General features: G+C 71.8%; 10 protein-coding genes. 2 read left to right on the forward strand and 8 right to left on the reverse strand.

Annotation, left to right across the window (positions count from 1 at the left end; all coding sequences use genetic code 11):
- From NMN56_RS01995 to NMN56_RS02015, 5 genes are all read right to left on the reverse strand, one after another.
- On the reverse strand, positions 1-273 hold the full coding sequence (locus NMN56_RS01995) for an acyl carrier protein (RefSeq protein ID WP_274043643.1): 273 nt from the start codon (positions 271-273) through the stop codon (positions 1-3).
- A gap of 97 nt (positions 274-370) precedes the next feature.
- Positions 371-1087, reverse strand: a complete 717-nt coding sequence (narI, locus tag NMN56_RS02000; protein WP_274043642.1) for a respiratory nitrate reductase subunit gamma — start codon at positions 1085-1087, stop codon at positions 371-373.
- Positions 1084-1731 (reverse strand): nitrate reductase molybdenum cofactor assembly chaperone, encoded by a 648-nt coding sequence (gene narJ, locus NMN56_RS02005; RefSeq protein WP_274043641.1) that lies wholly within the window; start codon positions 1729-1731, stop codon positions 1084-1086. Before narJ ends, narI begins: the two co-directional genes overlap by 4 nt.
- Positions 1728-3377, reverse strand: a complete 1650-nt coding sequence (gene narH, locus NMN56_RS02010) for a nitrate reductase subunit beta (protein WP_274043640.1) — start codon at positions 3375-3377, stop codon at positions 1728-1730. The genes narJ and narH overlap by 4 nt, the downstream gene beginning before the upstream one ends.
- Complete coding sequence (locus NMN56_RS02015; RefSeq protein ID WP_274043639.1) at positions 3377-7036, reverse strand: nitrate reductase subunit alpha; 3660 nt, start codon at positions 7034-7036, stop codon at positions 3377-3379. The genes narH and NMN56_RS02015 overlap by 1 nt, the downstream gene beginning before the upstream one ends.
- Before the next feature lie 646 nt (positions 7037-7682).
- On the opposite strand from NMN56_RS02015, the gene NMN56_RS02020 reads away from it, so the two are divergent.
- Complete coding sequence (locus NMN56_RS02020) at positions 7683-9467, forward strand: BCCT family transporter (RefSeq protein ID WP_274043638.1); 1785 nt, start codon at positions 7683-7685, stop codon at positions 9465-9467.
- Positions 9468-9726: 259 nt separating this feature from the next.
- Here the strand turns inward: NMN56_RS02020 and NMN56_RS02025 are convergent, their stop codons facing one another.
- Positions 9727-10062 carry a hypothetical protein gene (locus NMN56_RS02025; RefSeq protein WP_280842773.1) on the reverse strand — a complete coding sequence of 112 codons (336 nt, stop codon included), beginning with the start codon at positions 10060-10062 and terminating at the stop codon, positions 9727-9729.
- 369 nt (positions 10063-10431) lie between these two features.
- Here NMN56_RS02025 and NMN56_RS02030 point away from each other — a divergent pair, with 369 nt between their 5' ends.
- On the forward strand, positions 10432-11574 hold the full coding sequence (locus NMN56_RS02030; RefSeq protein ID WP_274043636.1) for a PP2C family protein-serine/threonine phosphatase: 1143 nt from the start codon (positions 10432-10434) through the stop codon (positions 11572-11574).
- Between the two features lie 80 nt (positions 11575-11654).
- On the opposite strand, the gene NMN56_RS02035 is transcribed toward NMN56_RS02030, so the two are convergent.
- The gene (locus tag NMN56_RS02035) at positions 11655-12767 is read right to left on the reverse strand and encodes a CU044_5270 family protein (protein WP_274043635.1); all 1113 of its coding nucleotides are present in this window, start codon (positions 12765-12767) and stop codon (positions 11655-11657) included.
- Positions 12764-13429, reverse strand: a complete 666-nt coding sequence (locus NMN56_RS02040) for an RNA polymerase sigma factor (RefSeq protein WP_274043709.1) — start codon at positions 13427-13429, stop codon at positions 12764-12766. Before NMN56_RS02040 ends, NMN56_RS02035 begins: the two co-directional genes overlap by 4 nt.
- Between the last annotated feature and the right edge of the window lie 268 nt (positions 13430-13697).

Consider the following 13697-nt stretch of genomic DNA (forward strand, 5'->3'; position numbering starts at 1 on the left):
TCAACCGCCGGCGCCCTCGGTGACGGCGCGCTCGATCACGCGGGCCGCTTCGGACAGGGTGCTGGCGGGGGTCAGGTCGGCGAGCTGGTCCGCCATCTCGACGCCGCTGCGGTCCTCCAGCGCGACGGCCAGCTCCATGAGACCGAGCGAGTCGAGACCGAGGTCGTCGAATGTCGCCGAGGGGCGGAGGCTGTCAGCCGTCACCCCGAAGTACTCGTGCAGCAGGTCGGCGAGAGCCCCCTCGTCGAATCCCTGAACCGACAGCTCGGACACCGTTCCATCTCCTGACCCGTAGAACCGACCACACTTATGTCATCGCCCCCAACCCGACCACGTCCACAGGGGTTACTGGCGTCATACATACGGAGGATCACCCGATTCGGCGGTGCTGCGGGGCCGGGCGGGTGCCGCTTCCACGGTGGCGGTAGACGATGTAGGGCCGGGCGAGGTAGGCGACCGGTGCGGTGAAAGCGTGGACGAGGCGGCTGAAGGGCCAGAGCGTGAACAGCGCCATCGCGAGCAGCGCGTGGAGCTGGTAGACGAACGGAGCGTGCGCCATGGCGGCGACGTCCGGGTCCAGCGTGAACAGGGAGCGGAACCAGACGGCGACGCCTTCCCGGTAGTCGTAGGGATGGGCCTCCAGCGTGGTCGCCGTCGCCGCGAGGCCGCAGACGAGGACGGCGGCCAGCACCGGGTAGACGGCCAGGTCGCTGCGGCTGGTCGCGGCCCGTACCGCCGGGGAGCGCAGCCGCCGGTGCACCAGGATCGCCAGCCCGGCGACGGTGGCCAGCCCGGCTGTGCCGCCCACGGCGAGCGCGTTGAGGTGGTACAGCCACTCGGGCACGTGCATGCGTTCGGTCAGCGACTTGGGGACGACCAGGCCGACGACATGTCCGGCGAGGACGAAGAGCAGGCCCGCGTGGAAGAGGGGCCCGCCGATGCTGAGCAGCCTGTGCTCGTGCAACTGGCTGGAGCGCGTGGTGAATCCGAAGCGGTCGTAGCGGTAGCGCCATGCCGTGCCCGCGACGAGGAGGGTGAAGGCGAGGTAGGGGAGCACGCCCCACAGCGCGGTGTGCAGGTGGTTCACCGGAGTGTCCCCTCGGTGCGGGTGGCGGTGGCGGTGGCGGCGCCGGCCGGGCGGCGGGCCGGGAACGGAAGGAGCCCGACGGTCTCGGCGGGCGGCCCGGTGTGCGCGAGCCGCAGCGCGGCGGCGCGGTCGGCGGGTGAGGCCCCGGGCAGCGTCGCGCAGACCGCCGTGACGACGGCGGCGTACGGGCTGTGGTGGTCCTCCAGCGCGATACGGAGCAGTTCGAGCGCTGCCCTGTGGTCCTGGAGCGCGCGGCGTCCCTGGCGTGGGCAGCGGGCCGCGAACTCCAGTGCCAGGGGCAGGAAGTCGGGCAGTTCGTCCTCGGGCGGATACCAGCCGTGTGCCGCGTACAGCTGCCGCCAGCGCAGCAGCGAGGCGCCCCTGCGGCGGGTGTCGCCGTCCGTGTAGTACGTGAGGTGCAGGGTGCGCCGCCTGCTGCGGTCGAAGGTGGTGATGTACCGCGCGGACAGCTCCAGTTGGGGCACGGGGGCGACCTCGGCGCAGAAGCCGCGCAGCAGGCGGGCCGGGGAGCCAGGCAGGTCCGTCAGCGCCTCGGTGACCAGCGAGAGCCGCTCGGGCCACTCCTGGTCCGGGTGCCGCAGGACGAGGGAGGCGGCCTGGTACAGGACGGGGTCGCGCTTCATGCCGGTCCCTCCTGGCGGGGGAAGAGTCCGTCGGGCCGCCCCCGGCCGTCCCAGTTGAGGAGGTTGAGGCGGCCTGCGAGTGAGGCTCCCGAGGGGTCGGTGGCGGGAGCGGTGGCGGTTCCGGGGGCGGGAGGGGCGGCGGGAGCGGTGTGGAAGCCGTCCGGGTCGTACATGCCGGGGCCGCCCGCCTCCTCCAGGCTGCATCCGGTGTCCACAGGGCTGCCGTGCTCGGCGGTGTAGCTGGTGGGGATGACGTAGCGCTCCTCGTACTTGGCGAGCGCGAGCAGCCGGTACATCGCGTGGATCTCCTCCTCGGTCATGCCGACGGAGCGTGCGATGTCCGGGTCGGGTTCCTGGCCGAGGTTGACTCGGCGCATGGTGGTGCGCATCGCGGCCAGGCGGCACAGGGCCGCCTCGACGGGCTCGGTGTCGCCTGCGGTGAACAGTTCGGCGAGGTAGGCCAGGGGGATGCGGAGCGTGTCGATGGCGCCGAACAGGCTCTCGGGTGCCTCACCGTCGTGTCCTGTCCTGGTCAGCGCGTCGACGACGGGGGACAGCGGGGGGACGTACCAGACCATGGGCATCGTGCGGTACTCCGGGTGCAGCGGCAGTGCCACCCTGTACCGGCTGATCAGCGCGTGCACGGGGGACTCGCGTGCGGCGGTCACCCAGTCGTGCGGGATGCCCGCCTCCTCGGCGGCGCGGGCGACCCCGGGGTCGGCGGGGTCGAGGAAGCAGCCCAACTGGGCCTCGTACAGGCCCTGTTCGTCCTCCACGGACGCCGCCTCGCCCACCCGGTCGGCGTCGTAGAGGATCACCCCGAGATAGCGCAGCCTCCCCACGCACGTCTCCGAGCACACGGTCGGCTCGCCCGCCTCGATGCGCGGGTAGCACAGCGTGCACTTCTCGGCCTTGCCGGTGGCGTGGTTGAAGTAGACCTTCTTGTACGGGCATCCGGACACGCACATCCGCCAGCCCCTGCACCTGTCCTGGTCGACGAGGACGATGCCGTCCTCGATGCGCTTGTACATCGCGCCTGAGGGACAGACGGCCACGCAGGACGGGTTGAGGCAGTGCTCGCAGATCCGGGGGAGGTAGAACATGAACGCCTGCTCGTACTCCAGCCGTACCTGGTCGCTGATCTTCTCCAGTACGGGGTCGGCGGCGGTGTGGCCGGGCCCGCCGCCGAGGTCGTCGTCCCAGTTGGGGCCCGCCGAGATCGCCATGGCGCGGCCGTCGATCTGGGAGCGGGGCGGGGCCGTGGGCAGGTCGTCGCCCAGCGGTGCCTGGGTGAGGTTGGCGTAGTCGTAGGTCCACGGCTCGTAGTAGTCGTCGAGCGTGGGCAGTTCGGGGTTGGCGAACAGCCGGGCGAGGCGGCGGGCCCTGCCGCCGGAGCGCGGCACGAGCCTGCCGCGCTTCAGCTCCCAGCCGCCGCGCCACCTGTCCTGGTCCTCGTAGCGGCGCGGATAGCCCTGGCCGGGGCGGGTCTCCACGTTGTTGAACCAGGCGTACTCGGTGCCTGTCCTGTTGGTCCACGTCTGCTTGCAGGTGACCGAACAGGTGTGGCAGCCGATGCACTTGTCGAGGTTCATGACCATCGCGACCTGTGCCATGACGCGTCCGGGAGTGGCTTCGCCACGGGGCATCAGTACGTCACCTCCTGGGAGCGGCGGCGGATGACGGTCACCGCGTCGCGCTGGTTTCCCGTCGGCCCGTAGTAGTTGGGCGCGAAGGAGAGCTGGGCGTGCCCGCCGACGAGGTGGGTGGGCTTGATGAGCAGCCGGGTGACGGCGTTGTGCACCCCGCCGCGCCGCCCGGTCGCCTCGGACTTGGGCACGTTCACGAGGCGTTCCTGTACGTGGTACATGAAGACGGTGCCCTCCGGCATGCGGTGGGAGACGACGGCGCGTGCCACCACGACGCCGTTGACGTTGACGGCCTCGATCCAGTCGTTGTCGCGCACGCCGATCGCCCCGGCGTCGGACGGACTGATCCAGATGACGGGGCCGCCGCGCGCGAGGGTCTGCATCAGCAGGTTCTCCTGGTACTCGGAGTGGATGGACCACTTCGAGTGCGGGGTCACGTACCGCACGGTCACCGACCGCTCGTGCGCCCCGGCGTCCCCGGCGCGCGGCGCGAGGGGGCTGCCGAGTGCCGCCAGGTCCAACGGGGGCCGGTATACGGGGAGTTGCTCGCCGAACTCGGCGATCCATTCGTGGTCCAGGTAGAAGTGCTGGCGCCCGGTGAGGGTGTGCCAGGGCTTGCGGTGCTCGGTGTTGACGGTGAACGGCGCATAGCGGCGCTCCGGCCCCTCCTTGCCCGACCACTCGAAGCTCGCGCCCACCTGCACGGGGCGTGCCTGGGTGTCGGAGAACACCACGCGCCGGCCCGCGACCTCGGTGGCCAGTTCCTCAAGGCCCGAGGCAGCGCCGCAGCGTTCGGCGAGCGCGCGGAAGCCCTCGGCCGCTACGCGCCCGTTGGTGGTGCCGGACAGCGCGAGGATCGCCTCGCACAGCTTCACGTCGGTGTTCAGCAGCGGGCGGCCCTTCGCGGGCCCGCTCCCGGCGTTGCCGCACCGCGCGGACAGCCACCGGCTCTCGGCGCGGGTGCCCACGGTGACGCCGCGCACCGTCATGCCCTCCTCGTCGGCGCGGGGCCCCAGCGCGGCGAGCTTGTCGGCGACAGCGGTGTAGTCGCGCTCCACCAGCGCGTAACGCGGCCCCGTCGGGCCTTCCGGCGGTGTCTCGTCGGCGGTGTCGTGCTGGAGCGCCGTGGCGACCAGGTCGCGCCGGACGTCCAGCCTGCCGTGGGCGAGTTCGCTGAGCTTCGCCGCCAGCCCGTGGAAGATCTCGAAGTCCGTACGGGCCTGCCACGGCGGGCTGATCGCGGGAGAGAAGGCGTGCACGAAGGGGTGCATGTCGGTGCTGGACAGGTCGTGCTTCTCGTACCAGGTGGCGGCGGGCAGCACGAGGTCGGCGCAGAGGGTGGTGGAGGTCATCCGGAAGTCCAGTGCGAGCAGCAGGTCCAGCTTTCCCCGGGGCGCCTCCTGCCGCCAGGTCACCTCGCGCGGCCTGTGCCCGGGCGGGGCCTCGGGCGCCGCTGCGTTGTCCTGCGCGCCGAGCAGATGGCGCAGGAAGAACTCGTTGCCCTTGGCCGAGGAGCCGATGAGGTTGGCCCGCCATACCGTCAGTACGCGGGGCCAGTTGGCGGGCGCGTCCGGGTCCTCGCAGGCGAACTCCAGCCGCCCGGCGTCCCGTTCGCCGGCCACCCAGCTCGCCGGGTCAGCGCCGGCCGCGTGCGCACGGTCGCCGAGGTCGAGCGGGTTGGCGGCGAAGGTGGGGTAGGACGGCATCCAGCCCCGCCGCGCAGAGCGCGCCACGAGGTCGGCGGTGTGCGCCCCCGCGAACAGGCCCCGGCCCGCCGGAGAGGCGAGCGCGTCGGCGGGTGCCTGCTCGTAGCGCCACTGGTCGGTGTGCGTGTACCAGTACGGGGTGCCCGCCATCTGCCGCGACGGGCGTACCCAGTCGGCCGCTGTCGACAACTGCTGCCAGCCCGCGTACGGACGGACCTTCTCCTGGCCCACGTAGTGCGCCCAGCCGCCGCCGTTGACGCCCTGGCAGCCGGTGAGCAGCAGCAGGGAGAGGAAGGAGCGGTAGATGGTGTCGGAGTGGAACCAGTGGTTGGTGCCGGCGCCCATGACGATCATGCACCGGCCGCGTGTCGCCTCGGCGGTCCGCGCGAACTCCCGTGCGGCGCGCACAACGGCGGCTGCGGGTACCGAGGTGATCGCCTCCTGCCAGGCGGGTGTGCACGGCAGCGACGCGTCCTCGTACGAGGCGGGCCACTGCCCCTCAAGGCCCTCGCGCCGTACGGCGTAGCGCGCGAGCAGCAGGTCGAAGACGGTGGTCACCAGCCGTCCGCCGACGCGGCGTACGGGTACGCCGCGGCGCAGCGTCCCGCCGGGCTCGTCGAAGCGCGGCAGCAGGACCCGCACGCTCTCCGCCCGGGGCGCGTACAGGCTCAGTACGGGGTCCAGGTCGCCCAGGTCCAGGTTCCAGCGGCCCTCGCCGCCCTTGGTCCAGCGGTCGCCCAGCGTGCCGTTGGGCACCACGGGTGCCGCGCTCTCCCGGTCCAGCACGACGGGCATCCAGCGCCGTGCTCCGGCGTCCGCGTTCTGCGCGAGGCCCAGATCGGCCGCCGTGACCATCCGGCCGGGACGGTGCGCCCCGTCGTCCTCGCCCTCGCGCGGTGGTTCCAGTTCGACGAGGAACGGCAGGTCGGTGAAGCGCTTGACGTAGTCGGTGAAGTACGGGACCTCGCGCCGCACGAAGCACTCGGTGAGGATCACGTGGCCCATCGCCATGGCCACGGCGCCGTCGGTGCCCGGGTGCGGGTGCAGCCACTCGTCGGCGAACTTCGTCGCGTCGGAGTAGTCGGGCGACACCACGACGACCTTCTGGCCCCGGTAGCGGGCCTCGGTCATCCAGTGCGCGTCCGGTGTGCGCGTGACGGGCACGTTGGAGCCCCACAGCATCAGATAGGCCGCGTCCCACCAGTCACCGGATTCGGGCACGTCGGTCTGGTCGCCGAACACCTGCGGGGAGGCGATGGGCAGGTCGGCGTACCAGTCGTAGAAGGAGAGCATCGTGGCGCCGAGCAGTGCGTGGAAGCGGGCGCCCACGGCGTGCGAGGCCATGGACATCGCCGGGATCGGCGAGAACCCGGCGATGCGGTCGGGGCCGTGTGCCGCGAGGGTGTGCACATGCGCCGCCGCGGCGATCTCCAGCGCCTCGTCCCAGCCGATCCGCACCAGCCCGCCCCTCCCCCGGGCCGACTGATAGCGCCGCCTCTTCTCCGGATCTCCGGTGATCTCGGCCCAGGCCGCCACCGGGTCGCCCAGCCGCGTTTTCGCCTCGCGGTACATCTCGACCAGCACGCCGCGTGCGTGGGGATGACGCACGCGGGTGGGCGAATATGTGTACCAGGAGAAAGAAGCGCCGCGAGGGCATCCACGTGGTTCGTATTCGGGACGGTCGGGCCCCGTCGTCGGATAGTCGGTCGCCTGCGTCTCCCAGGCGATGATCCCGTCCTTGACATAGACGTTCCATGAACAGGAACCCGTGCAGTTCACTCCATGGGTGGAGCGCACCACCTTGTCGTGTGCCCAACGCTCCCGGTACGGCGCGTCGTTGACGCTCTGATCAGCACGGAAGACAGCACGCGTGTCCGGCGTCGTCGGCTTTCCGTTCAGCAACTGCCCGGCGCGGAAGAGCCGTTCGGCCACCTCGTCCGCCGCGCTCTCCACTCTCCTCCGGGATCCGCCACGCTTTGCCACGGTGGGCCCTTTCCGATACCGGCACACCTGAGAGCCTCAACAGCCCCTCAGTACATGGAGGTTCCATGTACTGAGCAGAATCCTCCGGGTTCCGCCGACGGGAAGACCATTTCCCGGCAATTGGATATCCACATGCAGAATCTTTGCCCAGCCATGGTGTCCACCGTGGACAGGCATATGCCTAGCGTTTATCGGGGGACCATGCATTCATGGCACACGTTGAATGGTTAACCAGAAAGGGATTTCCGCTTGGCGTGGACCTGAAAATTCAGAGCGGCCAGGAGGGCGGCCCGCGCCCGGAGTGGCCAGGAGTGACCCGGAGTGGCCGGAGTGGCCGGGAGCCGGACCTGTGCCGTACGGTGGCGGGTCGGCGCGTAACGGACTTTCCGGGCCCCCGGAGTGATCCTCATCAACCGCCGCACCCGCTTCCCAGCGGAAAACCGCATGTCAGAAGGGTTGTCGGCGGGTTCAGGCCGAGTGTCCAGAACTTGACCACATCCCCCTGCGGGTAGCAGGCTCCCTTGCGACCCGCGCACCGAGCGGTCCTGCGTCTCGAAAGCGCGTGCGTCCTGGCGGTGCGTCGTGCGTGCGAATGCCCCCTTCAGCAAGGAACCTCATGCCGACCCCCCATGCCCGATCCGCCACTGGCACGGCTGTCCCCACCGGGACGGAGACGGCCACGGACGGTGACGACGAGTGCCATACGGCTGCCACGCCGCCTTCCGAGGACCGCAGACGCACCGACATACCCGTACTCGCCATCAGCGGCGGCCTGCTCGTCGCGTTCGTCCTGGCCGCGCTGATCGCGCCCACGGCGACGGGCAACGTCGTGAACACCATCTTCACCTTCGCCGCCCGGTGGTTCGGCCCGCTGTGGCAGGTGCTGCTGCTCGCGACGTTCGGCGTCGCGCTGTGGCTGGGCTTCTCCCGGTACGGGAAGGTGCGCCTGGGCGGCGCAGGGGCCCGGCCTGAGTACGGCAGGTTCCAGTGGGTCGCGATGATCATGTCGACGCTGCTCGCCGGCGGCGGTGTCTTCTTCGCGGCGGGCGAGCCCGTGCAGCACTACATCGAGACGCCACCCTTCTACGAGGGCGTCAAGAGCGGCACCCAGCAGGCCACCAACGCGGCGCTCTCGCAGAGCTTCGCGCACTGGGGCTTCCTCGCCTGGGCCGTACTCGGGACGCTCGCCTCGATCGTGATGATCAGGGGCCAGGAGCGCGGCATGCCGCTGCGCCCGCGCACCCTGTTGTACCCGTTCCTCGGTGAGCGCATCCGGCACTCCCGGCTGGGCGCAGCCGTCGACATCGTCTGCGTGATCGCCGTGGTGGCCGGAACCGTCGGGCCGATCGGCTTCCTCGGCCTCCAGGTCTCCTACGGCCTCTCCCAGGTGTTCGGCATCTCGGGCGGCTACCCCGTACAGCTCGGCGTCATCGTGCTGCTGACCGCCGTCGCCGTCGTGTCCGTCGCCAGTGGCGTCAGCCGCGGCATCCAGTTCTTCAGCAGGGCCAACGTCTGGCTCGCCGTCGCGCTGATGGCCGTCTTCCTCGTGCTCGGCTCCCTCGGCTTCGTCCTCGACTCCTTCCTCGGCGGACTCGGCCAGTACGCACGGGACTTCGTGCCGCTGGCCCTCAACCGGGGCGACCACGCGTGGCTCGGGTCCTGGACGGTCTTCTTCTTCGGCTGGTTCCTCGGCTACGGGCCCCTGATGTCCATCTTCGTGGCCCGCATCTCCCGGGGCCGTACGCTGCGCGACCTCGTGGTCTCCACCGCGATCATCCCGCCGCTGGCCACCATGTTCTGGTTCACCGTCTTCGGCGGCACCGGCATCTTCCTGGAGCAGCAGAGCCCCGGCGCCATCTCGGGCCCGCTCAAGGCCGTCGGCATGGACGCCGCCGTCGTCTCCATGGCCCAGCAGCTCCCGATGGGCAGCATCGTCGCGGTGGCGCTGCTCCTGCTGACCGTCACCTTCGTGGTGACGACCACCGACTCGATGTCGTACAGCATCGCTGCCGCGGGAACGAAGTTCGGCGAACCGACCCGTATGGTGCGCTCGTTCTGGGCCCTGCTCATGGGCGCGGCGGCTGCCGTACTCATTCTCGTCGGCGACGGCGGCATCACCGCGCTCCAGTCGTTCATCGTCGTCACGGCCGTACCCGTCGGCTTCATCATGCTGCCAACCCTGTGGACCGCTCCCCGCATGGCCAAGGACATGGCCAGGGAACAGGGCATCGTCCCGGCCGAACCCGCCCCCGCGGAGCGAGAGCCCGAGCCGTCGGACGCCGCGCGTGCGCCGGGGTCGGCGGGCGCCGACGCGTCCGGGTCCTGCCCGGCGGACGGTGAGCGTGCGGCGAAGGCCACCGACCGCGAGTTCGAGCCTTCGGCTCCCGGGTCGCGGTCGTGAGGCGTACACGGTAGGCGTACACGGTCCTGCGACGCGTGCCGTCCTGTCGGGTGCGCGGCCTCGAAGGTGCGGCCTTGAGAGGTCCGCCCGCCTTGCGGGGTGCGCGGCACTGAGAGGTCCGCCGCCTTGAGGCCCGCGGCCTTGAGAGGTGTGCGTGTCTGACACGCACACGTCCCCGCACCGGAGTGCCGGTGCGGGGACGTGTGCGTACGTACGTGCCCAGGTATGTGCGGGGCGCGCGCGGCCGGTCCGGGTCGGGTCAGATGCGGCCGTTGGTCAGGCGGGTGAGGGGGCCGGTCCTGCCGGGGCCCGCGGTGCGGCGGCCCAGCGCGAAGGCGCCGGCCAGCAGTACCAGCAGTCCGCCGCCCGCGCACGCCACGATCTTCTGACGTTCCTTCACCACCGTCAGCCCGACGGTGGCCGCCGTGCCCGCCTTGGACCCGGCGGAGACGAGCTTGTCCTTGGCCGTCACGCCCACGGAGCTTGCGGTCTCCTCCGCCGTGGCGGCGGCGTCCGAGGCCGCGGACTTCGCCGCCGCGCCGCCCTTCGCACCGGCGTTCTTCACGCTGCCCGCCTTGGCGGTCCCGTTCTCCACACCATGTCCCTTCGTATTCTTCGCAGGGTCAGCCATGCGCTGCGTGTAGCCGCGGAACGGAACCTGAAACCCGGCGCCGGACCTCCCCCGCGGCCCCCGCGCCCCTCCCGCACCGCTGCGTCCCGGCACCCCCGTCCGCGCATCCCCATGTGGCGGGGCACGGCGGGATGGGCCTCACTGGGAGGGGAGACGTCAGGGCCGGACCGGGTGCGGTCGAGCCGGCCGAGGCCACCGAGCCGGCCGGGTACGCCAAGGCGGCCGAGACCGCGAGGGGAGCAGTGCAGCGTGGGCACAGGGCGTGCAGTCGCTCAGCGGGCGGCGCGGTCGGCGCATGTGTGGCCTCCCCGGTGGACGCGCTGGCTGCCGCCCGTGTTCACCGTCGTGGCACTCGCTCTCGACGCCGCCCTGCCGTCCACCTTCTCCTTCGGCTCGCTGCTGTCGGTCTCGGTGGTGCTGGCGGCGCTCGTGTACCCGGTGGCCGCCGTGACAGGGACCGGTGTCGCGGGGATGGCGGCGCTCCTCTGCCTGGAGGTGCTGGAGGGCGGACCGGCAGCGCATGCCATCGGCACGCTCATCACGCTGGCAGTCGTCACCCTCTTCGGGACGCTGCTCGCCGCCGTACGCGTGCACGCGCTGGCGCGGCTCACCCGGGTCGAGACCGTCGCCGAGGTCGTCCAGCTCGCGCTGCTGCGCCCCCTGCCCACCCGCTCGGGACCGCTGCGCGTGGCGGGCTTCTACCGGGGCGCCGACGACGAGGCGCTCATCGGCGGCGACCTCTACAGCGTCCGGGCCACCCGGTTCGGCGTCCGGGCCCTGGTCGGCGATGTGAAGGGCAAGGGCATCGCCGCGACCGAGACGGTCGCCACCGTCGTCTCGGCCTTCCGCGAGGCCGCCATGTTCGCGCCCGACCTGCAGGTGGTCGCCGAGCGCATCGAGTCGGCGATGGCGCTGGACCGCGCCGACGCGGCGGCCGGAACCTCCTCCCCCAGCGGCAAGCGGAAGGCCGTGGCGACCGTGGCGGCCATGAGGAAGACGGAGGAGACGGACGAGCTGTTCACGACGGCGGTTCTCATGGAGTTCGCGCGCGACGGCTCAGCGGTCCGCGTCCTCAACAGAGGACACCCGCCGCCCCTGCGCCTGGGTCCGTACGGCGCCTCGGCGCTGGAGACCGAGTACAGCGTCCCCCTCGGCTTCGGCGACCTCGCCCCGGCGGGCTCCGACGTCCACCATTTCACCCTCAACCCGGACGAGTTGCTGCTCGCCTACTCCGACGGCGTCACCGAGGCCCGCGACGAGCACGGCGACTTCTATCCCCTCGCCGCCCGCCTCACGGCCCGTTTCTGCGGCTCAGCCACCCGGCTCGTCCCCGCCGACGTCGTCTCCTTCCTCCAGGACGACGTCGCCTCGTGGGCCGCCGGACTCAACGACGACATGGTCGCCGTCGTCCTCCAGCCCGACCCGCAGGGCGCCACCGTGACACCCCCCTCACGCGCCCCGGCGCCCCCGCAGTGAACGGAGGCGCCGGGGCGGGTGACCGGGTGATGGGCCCGGGTGATGGGTCCGGGTGATGGGCCCGGGTGATGGGCCCGGGCTCAGCTCCCTGTCCTGCGTGCCGGGGTCGCCGCGACCACCTGGTCGTCCTTCGGCGCCTTGCCGCTCTCGTCCACGACGGCGGTCTTGAGCACGGCCTCGCTGGACAGCAGCGTTCCCGCCTCGCCCCGTGCGGAGGAACGGGTCAGGTAGCTGCGCGAACCCAGGTAGCGATACGTGTCGGCGTCGAAGATCCACTCGGTACGTTCCCCGCTCCGGGTGTCCGAGCGGGCGATGCCCACGCCCTTGCGGCCGATCGCGTCGTGGGCCTGGGGCGCGTGCGCCACCCCGGGGATCCTGGCGGCTGCCTGGAACAGCGCCGCCGCGACCTTCGGCGGCGCCACACCGCCGACCAGTCGCCCGATCTGGACGAAGACGGCCTGGTCCCGCTCCTGTTCACCGGCCTTCGGCGTCTTGGCGTACAGGTAGTCCAGCAGCTCGTCCGGGTCGGTCGGCAGGGTGGACATCCAGCGGTAGGTGGGGCGGACGAGCCCGGCGGGCGTGCCGTGCCCCTCGACGGTGTCGGACAGATTGGCGTTGATCGGCAGTGTCTCCCCGTCCTCGCGCGTCTCGCCGAGCCGCCGGATCGGCCCCTGCCGCTGGGACGCCCACGACTCGACGGACTTCAGCGGGCCCGTCACCACCTTCCCGCTCGTCTGGTCCCCCGAGCGGACGCGGCTCTTCTCGTAGAGGAACTGGTCGTCCCGCACCCGCAGCACGCTGTCCCCCGCCGTGGCCGCCTCCGAGATCCGGCCGAGCGTCGCCGTGGCCTTGGGGGTCGCGCCCTGCTGCGCCGAACCACCCTCCTCGCCGCCCAGCAGCAGTCCCGCGGTCAGCGCACCCGCGAGTGCCACCGAGGCCACGGGCGCCAGCAGCGCGGGACGCCGATACCAGCTACGGCGCCGCGGTGCGGCGGCTCGCGCTCCGGTGCCGGCTTCGGCGGGTCCTTCGCTGTGCGCCTGGCCGGACTCGTTGTCGATCGTTCGCATGAGGTGTTCCCTGTGGTGGGCGTGGCGGCCGGCCGGAAGGTCCCGTTCAGCGGGGGTGGGCAGCAGGCGTGCCAGCTCGGCGCGTGCGTCGTCGGCGCGGCCGTGGTTCTTCCCCGGTGCGGTCATCGGGCTTCCTCCTCGACGGGCAGGGCGGCGAGTGCCGCCTTGCCGATTACCTCTCCGCGGCCTCTGCCGGGTTCCCGTTCTTCCCGCGCGGACCGAGCGGGGTGAGCGGATCGATCGGGGTGAGCGGGGTGAGCGGGGTGCTCAGCGAGCTGCTGTGCTGCCAGGTGGCGCAGCCGGGTACGGGCGCGCGACAGGCGCGAGCGCACCGTGCCGACCGCCACCCCCAGCGCCTCGGCGGCCTGCGCGTAGTCCAGTTCCGCCCATACGCACAGCGCGAGCACCTCACGTTCCCGGTGCCGCAGCTGCCCCAACGCCCTCCCCACGGCGGCCAGTTCACGCTGCCCGTCGACGTGCGCCGCCGCGGCCTCGGCGAAGTCGTCCAGGTCGCGGGGGCGTGGCTGCGAGGCGAGGAAGGCCAGCCGTCTGCCCACTCCCCTGCGGTGGTTACGGGCCTTGTTCGTGGCGATGCCCAGCAGCCACGGCCGCAGCGGGCCGCCCTCGGGCTCCACCTTCGCGCGCGTACGCCAGGCCACCAGGAACGTCTCACCCATCACCTCCTCGGCGGCCGACCAGTCACCGGTCAGCCGGAAGGCGTGGTTGTAGACCGCGCGTGCGTACGCGTCGTACAGCGCGGCGAACGCCTCCTTGTCGCCGTCCCGCACACGCCGCCGCTGGTCGTCGTGGTCCGTCTCCCGCGCGGGTTCCCGCGGGGACTCCCGCGCGGGTTCCTGCGCGGTCTTCCCTGCGGGCTGCCGCGTATCCTCCGCGGGTTGCCGTGCTGATTCCCGCGCGGTCTCCCGTGCGCCGGCTTCCGCTGACCCCGGGGGCCCGGTCGGCGGTCCCGCCGTTCTCGTGTACCTCGTGTACCTCACACCCTTGTGCTCTCCACGGCACGCGAGGAGTTCCAGTGCCGTGCGTCACAGGGCCGCT

The organism is Streptomyces iconiensis (assembly GCF_028657195.3).
Lineage (GTDB): Bacteria > Actinomycetota > Actinomycetes > Streptomycetales > Streptomycetaceae > Streptomyces > Streptomyces iconiensis.

What these genes read in the sequence shown, in the direction of transcription:
- narJ (WP_274043641.1), bottom strand. Translation starts at nt 1,731, where the DNA reads ATGAAGCGCGACCCCGTCCTGTACCAGGCCGCCTCCCTCGTCCTGCGG.
- narH (WP_274043640.1), bottom strand. Translation starts at nt 3,377, where the DNA reads ATGCCCCGTGGCGAAGCCACTCCCGGACGCGTCATGGCACAGGTCGCG.
- NMN56_RS02020 (WP_274043638.1), top strand. Translation starts at nt 7,683, where the DNA reads ATGCCGACCCCCCATGCCCGATCCGCCACTGGCACGGCTGTCCCCACC.
- NMN56_RS02035 (WP_274043635.1), bottom strand. Translation starts at nt 12,767, where the DNA reads ATGACCGCACCGGGGAAGAACCACGGCCGCGCCGACGACGCACGCGCC.